We start from the raw sequence: 16,700 nt of genomic DNA, 5'->3' as shown, positions 1-16,700 counted from the left end.
TGGCGAAAAAAGAGGGCGTTGAACAATTTGTTCAACGCCCTCTTTTAATAGATGGGGAAGTCATTTGTTAAGAATTATTTTTTCCATTCTGCTACTTGGTCTTTATGTGAATCAACCCAATCACGTGCAGCTTCTTGTGGGTCTTTGCCTTCGTTAATTTCTAACATGACAGATTCCATATCCTTAGTTGTCCAATGGAAATTATCTAACACTTTGTAAGCTTCTGGTTGATCTTCTTTTAGGCCTTGGCGAGCCATTGTGTGAATCGCTTCTTCACCGCCCATAGTGCCTTTTGGATCAGCTAAATATTTTAAATCATATTTTGCAAACATCCAGTGAGGAGACCAGCCAGTAATAACGATGTCTTCGTTGTTTTTAATTGCTTGTCCTAAGGCGACAGTCATGGCACCTGATGAAGAAGTTTCAACAGACCAATCTTTCAAATTAGGATAAGCTTCTTTAGTTTTCTCTGCTGCTGCAACAACACCAGCCCCAGGTTCAATTCCAGTAATCTTTTTCCCAGCTTGATCAGATAAATCTTCGATAGAATCAACATCCATATAAGAAGGGACGACAATTCCTAGCTTCGCGCCTTTAAGGTTTTCACCAAGGTCGTCTAATTTATCTTTATATTGTTTATATTGCTCTGCGTGAGTTCCTGGCAGCCACGCACCAACCATGGCATCTGTTTCACCTTTAGCTACAGATTCCCACATAATTGCGTTATCTAAAGGAGTCGTTTTAACATCATATCCCATATCTTTTAAGACTTCGGCAACCACATGTGTGGAGGCTACTTCGGTATCCCATTCCACATAAGAAAGGGAAATTTGCTTATCATTTGTTGTTGTAAAAATTGAAGCACCAACTAAGCCAGCAACAATTACAACAACCGCTGCAATAATCCCATATTTTTTCTTTTTAGAGGTGGCACCAGATGCTTTAGGGGCTGCTTTTTTATTATTTAAATGTTGAGTAAAACGGTCAATGATAATCGCTAAAATAACTAAAGCCACACCATTTACGAAACCGTTCCCGACTTGCGCACGTTGTAAAGCAGAAAGGACGCCACGTCCTAGTCCAGGCGCACCAATCATTGAAGCAATAACTACCATTGATAGGGCTAGCATGGTTGTTTGGTTAACACCAGCCATAATCGTGTTTTTGGCTAAAGGTAATTCTAATTTGAATAATTTTTGCCAGCCAGTACTACCGTAAGAATCAGCTGCTTCAACAAGTTCATTTGGTACTTGTCGAATTCCTAAATTCGTAAAGCGCACGGTTGGTGGTAAAGCGAAGATAACAGAGGCGAAGACCCCAGGAACCATACCAATTCCGAAGAATGCAACGGCTGGAATCAAGTAAACGAAACCAGGCATTGTTTGCATGAAGTCCAAAATCGGTGTAATAATACTCTTGGCTTTTTCGCTTTTCGCCATTAAAATCCCTAGTGGCACACCAATGATAATGGAAATAACACTAGAAAGTAAAACTAACGTAACGGTACTCATTAAATCGTTCCATAAGTTTTGGTTATAGATAAACATTAAGCCGATAAATGTGAATAAACTTAAGCCAATTTTTTTATTAGAAATAAAGAAAGCAGCAATCGTTAATAGCACAATCAGCACAAGTGGTGGTACGGCTGTTAGTAAGGCAGTAATGTTGTCCATTACACTTTGACCAATTGTTTGTAAAAAGCTGAATAATCCAGCAAATGTTGAAGTTAACCAATCAGTAAAACTTTCAACCCAAGACGCGACAGGTAATTGATACTTATTCATGTTCGTTCACCTCTGTTTCTGCAAGTGCTTCAAGTACGCTACCACGGATGACCACGCCTAATAGTTTGCCGTTATCAGTCACAGCAAGAGGCGTTTGTGCATCATAAATCAGTGGGAAAATATCATTCACTAACATATCTTTGTCGATTGTTTGAATTTCTGGATCCACACATTCTACAAGAGAAGTCCCATTTTTACGCGCTTCTAAAGCTTTTTCTGCGCGTACAACGCCTTTTAGTTGGCGTTTTTTATCCACGGCAAGTAACATACTCACTTCTTCTTGACGCATCCGTTTTAAAGCAACAGTTGGGCCATCAATTTCAATGTTAGTAGTTAAAGCAGGTACCATAATATTTTGGGCAGTTAAGACTTTTGAACGATCCACATCTTCCACGAAGGTTCGCACATATTCGTTGGCTGGGTTGGTTAAAATTTCTTCTCCAGTCCCAATTTGCATAATTTGACCATCTTTCATCAAGGCGATCCGGTCGCCGATTCGTAAAGCTTCATTCAAATCATGTGTGATAAAGATAATGGTTTTTTTGACATTTTCTTGTAAATCTAATAGTTCGTCTTGCATTTCACGACGAATTAACGGATCAAGAGCAGAGAACGCTTCGTCCATTAATAAAATTTCTGGATCGTTAGCCAAGGCACGAGCAAGGCCGACACGTTGTTGCATCCCACCAGATAATTGACTTGGTAATTGGTCTTTAAAAGCAATTAAGCTAGAATTTTCTAAGGCTTTTTCAGCTTTTGCTTGGCGTTCTTCTTTAGGAACACCACGAATTTCTAAACCATATTCCGTATTTTCTAAGATAGTTCGATGGGGGAAAAGACCAAAGTTTTGGAAAACCATGCTCATTTTATTTCGACGTACTTCACGTAATCCTTCTTTATCTAAAGAAGAAATATCTTGTCCATCAATATAAATATTTCCTGAAGTTGGTTCAATCAAACGATTTAATAAACGAATTAATGTTGATTTCCCACTTCCTGATAACCCCATAATAACGAAAATTTCGCCTTCTTCAACTTCGAAATTTACATCATAAACACCGACTGTGGCACCCGTTTTTTCTAAAATTTCTGTTTTGCTTTTGTTGGCACGAATCATTTCAAGTGCCGGTTTGGTTTTCTTACCAAAGATTTTGGTAAGGTGATTTACTTTTACTTTTGGCAAATCATTGTTCCTCCTCAATAAAAAAGTGACTACATCAGACTACTATAAAGTTGTCACTTTGTCAAATTAGATGAAAATCTTTCTGAAAATGAAGAAAAACAGTATTTTAACTAGGTTTTATAGTGGTTTTTTATGAAAAATAGAAATAATAAATAAAAAAAGTGACTATTTACCGCAAGATAAGTAGTCACTTTGTTTTAAATTTCTTGATCAAAGTATTTTAATGAATAGTACTCAATGGGATTTTGAAATAAGTAACCATAAAAAAGAACTTGAACAACAGTGGTTAAAGAAATTTCCGTTTTTAAGTTCAACACAAGCACAGTTGCTAGAGATATACAGATAACAATTCCTAGAATATAGAAATAACGTAAAATCATTTGATTTGCTTTTAAACGGATAACTTGCCAGCGTTCATCATTTTTATATTCAACTTTTTTCTGTTTTTTGAATCGTTCAGTTAAATACATAAAAATCGCTAAGATACACATCGAACTAATTCCTAAAAGTGGTTTCAGTGTTTCAATATTCATTTAGTTTCCTCCTTTTGTTGATAAAATACTTCTGTGACGGGTTTTTTAAAAGCTGCTGCAATATCAAAGGCTAGTTCTAAAGAGGGTGTGTATTTATACTTTTCAATAGAAATAACTGCTTGGCGTGAAATCCCAACTTTTTCTGCTAAATCAGCTTGTGTCCAGTTTTTTTGGGCTCTAAGAACCTTAAGTTTGTTTTTAATCAATGTAACTACCTCGTTTCTAAATGTAACGACTTCGTTACTTTATTTTAGCAATTTGAAAGGAATTTGTCAAAAGAAAAAAAGCTCAAATGAGCTTTTTAAGGATAGAAAAAATTCTGCACTCGTTGTAACGTTGATTCGTCATGTCCAACAAAATAAAGTGTGTCGTTCAACGAAATCTTTGCATATGGACCAGGTGAGACCAGAAGCTCTTCTTTGTGTTTGATGGCGATAATCGTTGCCGAAGTGTTTTGCCAAAAATTCATTTCGCTAATCGTCGCCTCAAGATAAGCAGCTTCTTCTGTTAAAACCAATGAATAAGGATTCATTGGATTGAAAGAATCAAAACGCTTTGTTTGTTCAACAAGAGTATCTAGAATGCTAGAAAAATGAGTAAGTTCTTCTTTTTGTTTCGCTACGCTATCTAGCAATTCTTCTTTAATTTCAGCAATCGTTTGAACGTCTTGATATTGTGTCACAAAGTCCTGCGCTTTTTCTTTTGATGCCACATAGAAGCCGCTGCCGTGTTTGGCTTTAACGATTTCTAAATCGACTAAAACGATAATGGCTTTGCGAGCTGTTTCTGGCGACACTTGGTATTGGTTAGCTAGGGTGGAACGGGCATGGATTTTATCTCCAACATGTAATTTGCCTTCTGCAATTTTTTCCGCAACATCAACGGCGATTTGTTGATATTTGGGCTTCGTTAAACTGATTTTTTTGGAAGCCATAGTGAATCCCTCCGTTAATTGTTATTTTCCATTTCTTCTAATTCTAAACTGAAATTTTCCCATTGCTCAAGTAGTTCATCTTGTTGCTGACGAGCGTCATCTAATTGTTGGTTTAAAGCCAGCAATTCAACATGATTTTCTAGAATGTCTGGTTGACTCATTTGTGCTTCTAATTGTGCAATTGTCGTATCTAGCTGAGCAAGATTTTCTTCGACTTGTGTTATTTTTCTCTGCAAAGTACGGAGTAATTTTTGTTGCTCCTTATTTTGATAAAAGGTATTTTTGGCTGTGACTGGTTCGGGTTTTTTCGCCGCTTCTTCATTAGCTAAGAGGGCAGCGATTTCTTCTTCCTCTTGTTTCTTTTCTAAATAATAATCATAGTCGCCTAAATAAAGTTTGCTGCCTTTTTCAGAAAGCTCAACAACTTTTGTTGCAATTCGATTGATAAAGTAACGGTCATGGGAAACGAAGAGGATGGTTCCTTCATAATCAATCAGCGCATTTTCTAAAACTTCTTTATTATCAATATCCAAGTGGTTGGTTGGCTCATCGAGAATCAAGAAATTGTCACGATCCATCGCTAATTTTGCTAATGCCACACGTGCTTTTTCGCCACCGCTTAATAAAGGAATCGTTTTTTCAACATCGTCTCCACTGAAGAGAAAGCCGCCTAAAATACTTCGAATCTCTTTTTCAGGTGTGGTTGGGTGTTCATCCCATAATTCCGCTAAGACCGTTTTATTGCCATGTAAATTGGCTTGCTCTTGGTCATAGTAACCTACAGAAACATTGGTGCCAAAAGTTTTACTTCCTTTAATGAAAGGAATGCGGTCAATAATTGATTTCAAGAGAGTGGATTTACCAATTCCGTTCGGTCCGACTAAGGCAATGGCTTCTTTACGACGAATATCCAAGTGAATAGGTTCGGATAAAATATGTTCTTGGTCGTAACCAATGGCGGCATCTTCGACTTGTAAAACAACATTTCCCGAGACTTTTTCACTATCGAAAAGAAAATGCGCCGATTTTTCATCTCCTTGAGGTCGGTCTAAACGGTCCATTTTTTCTAATATTTTTCGGCGACTTTGTGCACGTTTCGTTGTAGATGCACGAACCAGATTTTTGGCAACGAAATCTTCTAACTTATTGATTTCTTCTTGTTGCTTTTCATACGCTTTCCATTCACTGGCTAATTGTTCTGCTTTTAACTCTAAGTATTTGGAATAGTTTCCTTTGTAGTGAGTCATTTTTTTGCGACTCAGTTCATAAACTTCATTAACTACCTTATCTAAAAAATAACGATCGTGGGAAACAATCAATAGGGCGCCGGCATAGCTTGGCAAATAAGATTCCAGCCAAGAAAGCGTCTCGATATCTAAGTGGTTTGTAGGCTCGTCCAGAATTAAAATGTCTGGTTTTTGTAAAAGCATTCTCGCTAATGCAAGCCGGGTTTTTTGACCACCAGATAAGGTTTGAATATCTTTCGTGTAAAAGGATTCATCAAAGCCAAAGCCGTGAAGGACTGAGCGAATTTCATTTTCATAGCCGTAGCCATTTTTTTCAGAAAACGTATGTTGCAATTGATCGTACTCTTTTAAAATTCCTTCATAAACGGAAGTGGTTGGCTCCATTTCACTAATTTTGGTTTCTAATTCTCGCATACGCTGTTCCATTTCTAGGATGTCAGCAAAGGCTTTTGTCATTTCTTCCCAAACGGTTTTATCTGATTCTAAGCCGGTATTTTGAGCTAGATAACCTAACGTAGCAGTTTTATTTTTGGCAATGGTTCCGCTATCGGGAGCATCAATGCCTGCAATGATTTTTAAAAAAGTCGATTTTCCAGCACCATTACGACCAACTAAGGCAATCCGACTTTTTGTTGCAATTTCTAAATGTATGTTTTCAAACAATGTTTCCGAGCCAAAATGCCGGGCAACTTGATTTGCTTGTAATAAAATCATCAGTAGTCCTCATTTCTAAATTCATTGCCCTTAGTGTAGCATAAAATCTGCTAAAATAGCACGTATCAAAAAATGCTTTGTGAAGGTTTATACCTTTTATCACAAACTTTTGAAGAAAAATGCTATTTTTGAGCCATAGAATTGCTTTTTATTGTGAAAAACTGCTATTATGTTAATGGATAAGATTTAAGTGAAAGTATTGGAGGTCCAATTGTGAAAGATCAAGTTATTCCAAAAGCAACGGCGCGACGCCTTCCTTTATATTATCGCTACTTAAGAATGTTACATGATACAGGAAAAAATAAAGTCTCATCAACTGAATTAAGTGAAGCGGTACAAGTAGACAGTGCGACTATTCGTCGTGACTTTTCATATTTTGGTGAATTAGGTAAACGTGGGTACGGCTATGATGTTGAAAACTTAATGAACTTTTTTGCAAAAACATTGAATGAAGATGAGTTAACCAATGTCGCATTAATCGGGGTTGGTAATTTAGGAAGTGCTTTATTAAAGTACAAATTCCATCAAAGCAACAGTATTCGTGTAAGTTGCGCATTTGATGTGAATGAAGATATTGTGGGACGCATTGTTGACGGTATTCCGGTTTATCCAATGGAAGATATGATGGAACAAATCCGTGTTCAACAAATCGAAGTAGCTATTTTAACTATTCCAGCTCGCAAAGCGCAAGAAGTTGTGAACAAACTTGCTGAAGCAGGGGTTAAAGGAATTCTAAACTTTACGGCTGCGCGTTTAGTAGCGCCACCTGAAGTATTAATTCAAAATGTTGACTTAACCAACGAATTACAAACATTAATTTATTTCTTACATCATGACAACGAATTGATTGACGAAGAAGAATAAGCAAAAGAAAAGGGCCTAGTCGTTTAGACGAAGGCCCTTTTCTTATTGAATTGCACCATTATGCAAAAGTAGTTGAACAATAATCACAATCGTATTCATGCCGCAATGGGCAATAATTGAGGTCCAAATTTTTCCAGTTTGCTTGTACAAAAGAGCAAAGAAAAATCCCATAAAGAAATAAACAAAAAAGTGACCATCGGCATGTGCGAGTGAAAAAATCGCCGAACTAACAGTAGCCGCAATCCAGAAATTTGTAAAAGGCTGGATTAAATGGATAAATGCATAACGAAAGACGAATTCTTCCATAATCGGACCACCGATAGTAGTTGCCAAAATAAATAAAGGATTTGCCAAAATCACCGCTACAATAGCTTGTGTATTTTGAGAAGTAGCTTGTTCTCCTGTGATGGCTACTTCAATGGCAAAAGTAACCCCTTGAATCAGCATGGCAATGAAAATCCCACTAACACCTAGTAAAAAAATAAAAATAGGTGATTTCAAGGTTGCTGTTTCCTCTAAAGGAGAAGGTTCTGTTGTTTTTAAAAAGATGCCAATCATTACAAGGGCGCCAATAATGTAGAGAGCAGTTGTCACATTAATCGCTGCATTGGGGGAAATACCCGAAAAAAGTAACGGCCCGAAAAAAGCGATAATGTATGTGACTAAAATAAATAAACTTGATTTTCTTAAGGTCATGGTTAATCCTTTCTATAATTATTTTTTACGATTATTGCGATATCCTAATAAAAGAAAAACGAATAAGAAAAAGAAAAGAGATTCCCAAAGTGTCGAAACAATTCCTTCTGTGACACTGAAAACAAGATTTCCTAAATTCGCTATCACAAAATAAACGAAGGTTGCTATTAGTGCTGTAAGTAAACGTTGTTTCATTTTATTCGCCTCCAATCGTAGTCAATTTATTTTACCATGAATTAAAGGATTGGAAAAACATTCCATGAAAAAAGAATACTCAATAAAAAATGCGTATCTTATAATTGACAAGAAAAAGAGAGAAAAGACTTGCATTTTTAGAGTGAAATGAGTATTATAAATAGTGTGAGTTAGCACTCTTATGTATCGAGTGCTAAAATAAGCGAAAACTTTTTATTTGGAGGGATTTATTGTGTTAAAACCATTAGGCGATCGCGTCGTAATTAGAGTCGCGAAAGAAGAAGAAAAAACTGTTGGAGGAATTGTTCTTGCATCCGTTGCAAAAGAAAAACCACAAACAGGTGAAGTTATCGCAGTAGGTGAAGGTCGTGTGCTTGAAAATGGCACAAAAGTTCCGATGGAAGTAAAAATTGGTGACACAGTAATGTTTGAAAAATATTCAGGAACAGAAGTGAAATACGAAGGCGTAGAATACTTAATTGTATCAGCCAAAGACATTATTGCCACTGTTGAATAATAAACAACTTTTACAGAATAATATAATAGAAGAAAAAAATTATGAGGTGAAGAAATCATGGCAAAAGAGATTAAATTTGCAGAAGATGCACGTGCAGCAATGCTACGCGGAGTAGATGTATTAGCAGATACAGTGAAAGTGACATTAGGCCCTAAAGGTCGTAACGTTGTTTTAGAAAAATCATTTGGTTCACCATTGATTACTAACGATGGAGTAACAATTGCTAAGGAAATTGAATTAGAAGATCATTTTGAAAACATGGGCGCAAAATTAGTTTCAGAAGTTGCTTCTAAAACGAATGATATTGCTGGTGACGGAACAACAACAGCGACTGTTTTGACACAAGCCATTGTTCGTGAAGGCTTAAAAAACGTAACTGCTGGAGCTAACCCATTAGGTATTCGTCGTGGGATTGAATTAGCAACAAAAACAGCAGTAGAAGAATTACACAATATTTCATCTGTAGTTGATTCAAAAGAAGCGATTGCACAAGTCGCTGCTGTTTCATCAGGTTCTGAAAAAGTCGGCCAATTAATTGCTGATGCAATGGAAAAAGTTGGTAACGACGGCGTAATTACCATTGAAGAATCAAAAGGGATTGAAACAGAATTAGATGTGGTTGAAGGAATGCAATTCGACCGCGGTTATTTATCTCAATACATGGTTACTGACAACGATAAAATGGAAGCTGTTTTAGAAAATCCATATATCTTAATTACCGACAAAAAAATCTCAAATATTCAAGATATCTTACCTTTATTAGAACAAATTCTACAACAAAGCCGTCCACTATTGATCATTGCGGATGATGTTGATGGAGAAGCTCTACCAACATTAGTATTGAACAAAATCCGTGGGACATTTAATGTTGTCGCAGTAAAAGCGCCAGGATTTGGTGACCGCCGCAAAGCGATGCTTGAAGATATTGCTATTTTAACAGGTGGTACAGTAATCACTGACGACTTAGGGTTAGAGTTAAAAGACACAACCATTGAAAACTTAGGAAATGCTAGCAAAGTAGTTGTCGACAAAGATAACACAACAATTGTTGAAGGTGCTGGTTCAAAAGAAGCCATTGAGGCCCGCGTTCATTTAATTAAAAACCAAATCGGCGAAACAACGTCTGATTTTGATCGTGAAAAATTACAAGAACGTTTAGCTAAATTAGCTGGCGGGGTTGCTGTCGTTAAAGTCGGTGCTGCAACTGAAACAGAATTAAAAGAATTAAAATTACGAATTGAAGATGCGTTAAACGCAACACGTGCCGCTGTAGAAGAAGGCATGGTTTCTGGTGGTGGTACCGCACTTGTCAATGTAATTGGTAAAGTCGCTGCGCTAGAAGCTGAAGGCGATGTGGCAACAGGGATCAAGATTGTCGTTCGTGCATTAGAAGAACCAATCCGTCAAATCGCTGAAAATGCTGGTTATGAAGGATCAGTGATTGTTGACAAACTAAAAAATGTTGACTTAGGTATCGGATTCAATGCAGCTAACGGTGAATGGGTAAACATGGTTGAAGCTGGTATTGTTGACCCAACAAAAGTAACTCGTTCTGCCTTACAAAATGCAGCTTCTGTGTCAGCTTTATTATTAACAACCGAAGCAGTTGTTGCAGACAAACCAGAACCAGCTGCACCAGCTCCTATGATGGATCCATCAATGGGCATGGGCGGTATGATGTAAAAATAAAAAAGTATTCTAAAAGCTTACGATTGAAAAATCGTAAGCTTTTTTTTACATAAAGAATAAATAATCTAAATAATATCTTTGCTTATAGTATTTTCTCAAATATTTACTCATTTAACAAAAAAGATGATAATTTAAAGGCTTCGTTTTAGCTAGACAGCCTTGTTTTTATTCGATAAAATTTAGTAATAACAATCATTTTTTGAAAACTAGTAGTTGGTGATTTTTATTTATTAATAGAATATAAATAAAAATTATTATATTTTGAAGGGGAATATTAGGAAGATTGAGGTGGAAAAATGGAAAAATATACAATTGGTGTCGTTCCTTTGACAATTGAAACAAAAGAATACTGTCAAAATTGGTTTGTTAGTAATCAAGTAGAATGTCAGATCATCCAAGGAACAAATATACTTCTTCATTTGCACCATATTGATGGATTAGTGATTGAAGTTACTGATCACCAGCAAGTAAATACTTGTTGTGAGTTATTAATGACAATTCGCAAGCAGTCAGACTTGCCAATTTGGTTATTTTCTCGGACAGAAGCAATTAGTAAAGTCAATCGAATTATTTATTTACAATTAGGCGCAGATGGTGTTTTTGATCATTCTTATGATCGTCAAGAATGCATGTTAAGCATGAGTAATTTATTGCAACGTGTAAAAAGACGTTTTTATCCTAAATTAGCTATTGCAAACGAGGAACAAACAGTTACTAAGAATCTTTCTGAGAGATTGTATTTAATTGCGCCAAATTTGAGTGTTTGCTTGGGAAGCGGAGAAGAAATTCTTTTAACAAAATTGGAATTTTTCACAATAGAGTATTTATACAAACACGCAGGACAAACAATTACATATGAAGAACTCTACAAAAATGTCTGGAAAGATACTGCGAATGAACGAAAATATCGTGTCGCTAATGTGATTTTCCATTTGCGCAAAAAAATTGAACAAGATGTGAACAAACCACAATATATCAAAACAATTCGTTCAAAAGGCTATATGTTAACGGTGTAAAAGGTATGAAGGAGGAGAAAAAGATGTGGCAATTTTTGACTAAAAACAATGAAGATGAGGAGTATGAGAAGATGCCGGATTTTGAAAATGAACAATCGATGAAAGCACAACCAACGGTAACAGAAGAAGCAATCTTTGATGACGAGGTCGTTTATGCAAAAGAGCAAGCCGCAAAAGTAAAACAGGTCCAGCAAGAAGTGCCGACTGAACTGTCAGAAGAGTCATTTTCTTTTGTTGAAAAACTAGAAGAAGAAAATCAACTATATCAGCAATCCATAAAAAAACTAACGGAGCAATTATTAATGCAAACCAATGAAGTGGAAGCATTACAAAAACAAGTAGTCGAAAAAGATGTTCAACTTAAAGATGTTAAAGAAACGTTAAGTGATAAAGAAGCAACTATCACTTCTTTACAGAAACAATTGTCTGAAGCAAAGATACAACAGAAACAGACTAGCGAAGAGAACTTAGACACAGCCGTTACGCTTTCTCAAAAAGAAATTGGCGAAGTCTTATTAGAAGCCAAACGTCAAGCAAAAGAAACAATTGCCCAAGCTAACCAACAAGTTGCAACAGTTCATGAAGAGATGGAACAACGTTTAGCAACTTTAACACGCATGAAGCAAGTGGCAAGAGAGTACCAAGCTTATTGTGAACAAATGCTAACCATCAAGAATGAATCAACAGGAATGTACCAACAGATAGAGCAATTATTAGCAGAAATAAAGAGGTAAATGAAGGAGAAATGCGATGAAAAAAAGAAAGGCAAGATATTTGAAGTTGGTATGTCTTGGAGTCTTAGGGACTTATGCGGGCGCCAGTTACTACAATTCGGAACCATTAATCGCTCAAGAGGAGACCGAAACGAGTAACGAAAGCCGACAGCTAGTACTGGAAGAAAAAAGAGCGGACCAAGTCAATCAAGACCAAGGAACTCTTACTTCTTCAACGCTGAACGAAACAGTAATAAGTTCGTCTGAACAACAAGAAAGTTCAATACAAAATGACAGCGGTGACCATCAGGAAAATAATATGGAACCTTCAGAATCTGAAAATAGTTTACCGCCACAAGAAAAGCCAATTGCTAGTACTAAACCAACCGAATCGTTACAAAGTGAGCAACCAGCGTCTGAAGAGCGTAAAGCACTCACTGAAAAGCCGCCTCATAATCAGGAACCACAAAATTCTACATTAACTGAAAAGACCAAAGAGCCGTTGGTACATTCAGAGATAGACAATAGTCAAGAAAAGGAAAAGCAAGCAGGAATTCAACAACAAGCCGAGGCAAATTTTGTTGTCCAAGAGAATGCTTCTACTTCTGAGTTTATTAGAAAAATTGGTGAAGAAGCACGAGTTATTGGTCAGCGACATGAGCTATACGCTTCTGTCATGATAGCTCAAGCTATTTTAGAGAGTGGCTCGGGCAATAGTGCGTTAGCGGCGCCGCCAAATTATAATTTGTTTGGCATTAAAGGCGCTTATCAAGGTCAAAGTGTCAGCTTTCCCACACAAGAAGATGATGGTAAAGGGAAGATGACCACCATTCATGCCGATTTTCGTCAGTATCCATCCTATAAAGAGTCATTAACAGACTATAGTAAATTAATCATCAATGGGCTGGCGGGTAATCCAACGTTTTATCACGGCGTTTTGAAAGCAAACACGACGAATTATCAGCAGGCAACAAAATTTTTGACAGGTCGTTATGCAACGGATACATATTACGATAAAAAATTAAACGCGTTGATTGAAACCTATCAATTAACTGAATACGATCAAGAAAAGAAGAAACCAGTAGTGACTAATTTGGCAGAAGAAAAGAAACCTTCGTTTGATAAGGAAGCAGTCAAAGAACAGCTAAAAAAAGAAGCAGTCATCTATGAAGTAAGCAAAGGAGATTCTCTCGCCACCATTAGCCAGACGTTTGGTGTGTCAGCAACAGCCATTTTAAAACAAAATTCAAAGACTCAAGAAATGTTTTATATTGGCCAAAAAATCACGATTCCTCAGCATACAGCGGCGACTTCTCTAGAACCGAAAGAACAAGCGTTACTTCAATCACTAATAATCAGTAAATCGGTGACTAATGCTTTGGAAACAGCAGAGCAATCAAATGGTACAGCGAATGACTCAAAAACAGAGTCTACTGAGTATTATGAAGTAAAAAGAGGAGAGACACTCGCAAAAATTGCTAAAAAAACGGGCTATTCCTTAACCGCACTCAAGCAGGCAAATGACTTAACGTATTCTGTATTAACCGAAGGACAAACGATAGCACTTCCTAAGCTAAAGGACTAATGCTGATTTAACTTATTGGTTGATGGAGTCATATATTATTAGACGAAGAGAAGAGGAGAAGTTCATCCATGGATGAACTTCTCCTCTTCTCTTACTATGTTTTTCATAAATACCTTAATAAATAGTAAAATTAGCAAGAGAATTGTGTCTTTACACAAAATAGATAGGTTTTCTTGCCGAAGTTTGATAAAATGATTAGTTGAAAGGATGCGTGAAAATTGAAAGAATTATTTCGTAAATACCGAGAAGTACTGGCTTATTTATTTTTTGGTGGTGCAACGACGGTCGTCAACTTAGTTGTGTTTTTTGTTTGTCAAAACGTGTTAGGGCTGGATTACAAGATAAGTAACGCAATTAGTTGGTTTTTATCTGTTCTGTTTGCCTTTTTCACGAATAAATATTGGGTATTCGCAAGTAAGCATGAAAGCATAGCTGGTTTTTTTAAAGAAATGGGCTTATTTTATTGGTACCGAATTTTATCTTTTGTGGCTGATATGGGTTTAATGATTCTCCTAATTGATGGCATTCATTTTTCATCGTTTTGGGCGAAAATGATTACACAAGTTGTAGTAGTGATTTTAAATTATTTCTTCAGTAAATTTTTCATTTTTAAAGAAAAAGAGGTCTAAGCAGATTTTAGGCTAAAAAAAATTTTTTTGTTATAATATAAACAAGTTTTTAATACAAAGAATAGAGGTAGAAAACGATGGACTATACATATGCAGATGATAGTTTGACATTGCATACAGATATGTATCAAATCAATATGATGCAAACATACTGGGAATTAGGGAGAGCAGATTTACATGCTGTTTTTGAATGTTACTTTAGAGAGATGCCCTTTAATCATGGCTACGCAATTTTTGCAGGTTTAGAACGTTTAGTCAATTATCTCGAAAATTTAACGTTCACAGAATCTGATATTGCATATCTCCGAGAAGTTGAAGAATATCCAGAAGATTTCTTGACGTATTTAGCAAATTTTGAATTTAAATGTACTGTACGCTCTGCTTTAGAAGGGGATTTGGTTTTTAATAACGAACCGTTAATTCAAATTGAAGGTCCTTTGGCACAATGTCAATTGGTAGAAACTGCCTTGCTAAATATGGTGAATTTCCAAACATTAATTGCGACAAAAGCGGCTCGAATTAAATCCGTGATAGGCGATGATCCTTTATTGGAATTTGGAACACGCCGGGCACAAGAATTAGATGCTGCCATTTGGGGCACAAGAGCCGCCTATATTGGTGGGGCGGACGCGACAAGTAATGTTCGTGCTGGTAAAATTTTTGGTATTCCGGTTAGTGGGACTCATGCCCATTCATTGGTTCAGTCGTATGGAAATGATTATGAAGCATTCATGGCGTATGCCAAAACACATCGGGATTGCGTTTTCCTTGTTGATACGTATGATACTTTGAAAGCGGGAGTGCCAAGCGCAATTCGAGTAGCTCGAGAAATGGGGGATAAAATTAATTTCCTAGGCGTGCGGATTGATAGTGGCGATATGGCTTATATTTCTAAACGAGTTCGTGAACAACTGGACGAAGCAGGCTTTACTGAAGCAAAAATTTATGCATCGAACGATTTAGATGAAAATACGATTTTGAATCTAAAAATGCAAAAATCAAAAATTGATGTATGGGGCGTGGGTACCAAGCTGATTACCGCCTATGATCAACCGGCTTTAGGAGCGGTGTTTAAATTAGTTTCAATTGAAGGTGAAGATGGTCAAATGAAAGATACCATTAAACTATCTAGCAATGCTGAAAAAGTGACAACACCAGGAAAAAAACAAGTCTGGCGCATTACACGTAAATCTGATAAAAAGTCAGAAGGGGACTATGTGACACTTTGGAACGAAGATCCTCGCCAAGAAGAAGAAATTTATATGTTCCATCCCGTTCATACCTTTATTAATAAGTATGTCCGTGATTTTGAAGCACGGCCAGTACTCCAAGATATTTTCGTTGAAGGAAAACGTGTGTATGAATTACCAACTTTAGATGAAATTAAACAATATGCAAAAGAAAATTTAGATTCACTTTGGGAAGAATACAAGCGGGACTTGAATCCGCAGAAATATCCCGTGGACCTTTCAACAGATTGTTGGAACCACAAAATGAATTTATTGGAAAAAGTGCGTAAAGACGTTAAACATTTAACGGAAACGGTGAATAAGGAGGCCTAGAAATGACAACACTTCAAGAAAAAATCATTCAAGAGTTAGGTGTTTTACCGACAATTGATCCAAAAGAAGAAGTTCGTAAAAGTATTGATTTTCTGAAAGCTTATTTAACTAAACATCCTTTTTTAAAAACTTTTGTCTTGGGAATTAGTGGCGGACAAGATTCAACATTAGCTGGGCGCTTAGCACAATTAGCGATGACTGAAATGCGCGAAGAAACAGGAGATATGTCGTATCAATTTATTGCGATTCGCCTTCCCTACGGTGAGCAAGCAGATGAAGCTGATGCACAAGCCGCGCTAGCCTTTATCCAGCCAGATGTTTCTTTACGAGTGGATATTAAACCAGCAGTGGATGCAATGGTTGGTTCGCTAGAAAACGCTGGCGTTCAAATTAGCGATTTTAATAAAGGGAACATGAAAGCACGTCAACGTATGATTACACAATATGCAGTAGCTGGCGAAAATGCTGGCGCAGTAATTGGCACAGACCACGCAGCCGAAAATGTGACAGCTTTCTTCACCAAATATGGCGATGGCGGAGCGGATATTTTACCGTTATTTCGTTTAAATAAGCGCCAAGGGAAAGCTTTGCTGAAAGAACTTGGGGCACCAGAAGCCTTGTATTTAAAAATACCAACAGCTGATCTAGAAGATGACAAACCGTTAGTTGCAGATGAAGTTGCCTTAGGTGTCACGTATGATGCCATTGATGATTATTTGGAAGGCAAAAAAGTCTCGGAAACAGATCAACAAACAATTGAAAACTGGTATAAAAAAGGACAACACAAACGGCATTTACCCATTACAATTTTTGATGATTTTTGGAAATAAAAACACAGA

General features: G+C 36.8%; 17 protein-coding genes. 9 read left to right on the top strand and 8 right to left on the bottom strand.

Annotated elements, in window-relative coordinates:
• Nucleotides 1-74: 74 nt before the first annotated feature.
• The 6 genes from IGM09_RS09975 to IGM09_RS09950 all read right to left on the bottom strand — a co-directional run bounded on the left by IGM09_RS09975 (nt 75) and on the right by IGM09_RS09950 (nt 6,395).
• Nucleotides 75-1,784 (bottom strand): ABC transporter permease/substrate binding protein, encoded by a 1,710-nt coding sequence (locus IGM09_RS09975; RefSeq protein ID WP_010776044.1) that lies wholly within the window; start codon nt 1,782-1,784, stop codon nt 75-77.
• Nucleotides 1,777-2,967 carry a quaternary amine ABC transporter ATP-binding protein gene (locus IGM09_RS09970; protein WP_002388977.1) on the bottom strand — a complete coding sequence of 397 codons (1,191 nt, stop codon included), beginning with the start codon at nt 2,965-2,967 and terminating at the stop codon, nt 1,777-1,779. The genes IGM09_RS09975 and IGM09_RS09970 overlap by 8 nt, the downstream gene beginning before the upstream one ends.
• 197 nt (nt 2,968-3,164) lie before the next feature.
• Nucleotides 3,165-3,500, bottom strand: coding sequence for a hypothetical protein (locus IGM09_RS09965; RefSeq protein ID WP_002359589.1), 336 nt, complete (start codon nt 3,498-3,500; stop codon nt 3,165-3,167).
• A complete protein-coding gene (locus IGM09_RS09960; protein ID WP_010776042.1) occupies nt 3,497-3,706 on the bottom strand; it encodes a helix-turn-helix transcriptional regulator in 210 nt (69 codons plus the stop codon). The genes IGM09_RS09965 and IGM09_RS09960 overlap by 4 nt, the downstream gene beginning before the upstream one ends.
• A 95-nt stretch (nt 3,707-3,801) precedes the next feature.
• Nucleotides 3,802-4,434: a GntR family transcriptional regulator gene (locus IGM09_RS09955; protein ID WP_002356525.1), complete on the bottom strand. Its 633-nt coding sequence runs from the start codon at nt 4,432-4,434 to the stop codon at nt 3,802-3,804.
• 14 nt (nt 4,435-4,448) lie between these two features.
• A complete protein-coding gene (locus IGM09_RS09950; protein WP_113826068.1) occupies nt 4,449-6,395 on the bottom strand; it encodes an ABC-F family ATP-binding cassette domain-containing protein in 1,947 nt (648 codons plus the stop codon).
• A gap of 213 nt (nt 6,396-6,608) precedes the next feature.
• On the opposite strand from IGM09_RS09950, the gene IGM09_RS09945 reads away from it, so the two are divergent.
• A complete protein-coding gene (locus IGM09_RS09945) occupies nt 6,609-7,259 on the top strand; it encodes a redox-sensing transcriptional repressor Rex (protein WP_002356528.1) in 651 nt (216 codons plus the stop codon).
• Nucleotides 7,260-7,301: 42 nt separating this feature from the next.
• Here the strand turns inward: IGM09_RS09945 and IGM09_RS09940 are convergent, their stop codons facing one another.
• Complete coding sequence (locus IGM09_RS09940) at nt 7,302-7,955, bottom strand: CPBP family intramembrane glutamic endopeptidase (protein WP_002356529.1); 654 nt, start codon at nt 7,953-7,955, stop codon at nt 7,302-7,304.
• 18 nt (nt 7,956-7,973) lie between these two features.
• Nucleotides 7,974-8,150 carry a hypothetical protein gene (locus IGM09_RS09935; protein WP_002356530.1) on the bottom strand — a complete coding sequence of 59 codons (177 nt, stop codon included), beginning with the start codon at nt 8,148-8,150 and terminating at the stop codon, nt 7,974-7,976.
• A gap of 232 nt (nt 8,151-8,382) precedes the next feature.
• Between IGM09_RS09935 and groES the strand changes: the two genes are divergently transcribed.
• From groES to nadE, 8 genes are all read left to right on the top strand, one after another.
• Nucleotides 8,383-8,667: a co-chaperone GroES gene (groES, locus tag IGM09_RS09930; RefSeq protein ID WP_002356531.1), complete on the top strand. Its 285-nt coding sequence runs from the start codon at nt 8,383-8,385 to the stop codon at nt 8,665-8,667.
• A gap of 57 nt (nt 8,668-8,724) precedes the next feature.
• The gene (gene groL / locus IGM09_RS09925) at nt 8,725-10,350 is read left to right on the top strand and encodes a chaperonin GroEL (RefSeq protein WP_016616779.1); all 1,626 of its coding nucleotides are present in this window, start codon (nt 8,725-8,727) and stop codon (nt 10,348-10,350) included.
• A 302-nt stretch (nt 10,351-10,652) separates the two neighbouring features.
• Nucleotides 10,653-11,372, top strand: a complete 720-nt coding sequence (locus IGM09_RS09920) for a response regulator transcription factor (protein WP_002384140.1) — start codon at nt 10,653-10,655, stop codon at nt 11,370-11,372.
• Nucleotides 11,373-11,395: 23 nt separating this feature from the next.
• Nucleotides 11,396-12,106 carry a hypothetical protein gene (locus IGM09_RS09915; RefSeq protein ID WP_025193973.1) on the top strand — a complete coding sequence of 237 codons (711 nt, stop codon included), beginning with the start codon at nt 11,396-11,398 and terminating at the stop codon, nt 12,104-12,106.
• A gap of 16 nt (nt 12,107-12,122) precedes the next feature.
• Nucleotides 12,123-13,670, top strand: a complete 1,548-nt coding sequence (locus tag IGM09_RS09910; protein WP_016616777.1) for a glucosaminidase domain-containing protein — start codon at nt 12,123-12,125, stop codon at nt 13,668-13,670.
• A gap of 218 nt (nt 13,671-13,888) precedes the next feature.
• Entirely contained in the window at nt 13,889-14,299 is a 411-nt protein-coding gene (locus IGM09_RS09905; RefSeq protein ID WP_002367164.1) for a GtrA family protein, read from the top strand.
• Nucleotides 14,300-14,376: 77 nt separating this feature from the next.
• On the top strand, nt 14,377-15,861 hold the full coding sequence (locus IGM09_RS09900) for a nicotinate phosphoribosyltransferase (RefSeq protein WP_002356538.1): 1,485 nt from the start codon (nt 14,377-14,379) through the stop codon (nt 15,859-15,861).
• Nucleotides 15,862-15,863: 2 nt separating this feature from the next.
• Nucleotides 15,864-16,691, top strand: a complete 828-nt coding sequence (nadE, locus tag IGM09_RS09895; protein WP_002356540.1) for an ammonia-dependent NAD(+) synthetase — start codon at nt 15,864-15,866, stop codon at nt 16,689-16,691.
• The last annotated feature ends 9 nt before the right edge of the window (nt 16,692-16,700 follow it).

Origin of the sequence: Enterococcus sp. DIV0167 (assembly GCF_050541555.1) — a bacterium.
Lineage (GTDB): Bacteria > Bacillota > Bacilli > Lactobacillales > Enterococcaceae > Enterococcus > Enterococcus faecalis.
Note: the sequence above shows the minus strand (reverse complement) of the source record. Positions and strands in the feature narration are given on the sequence as shown.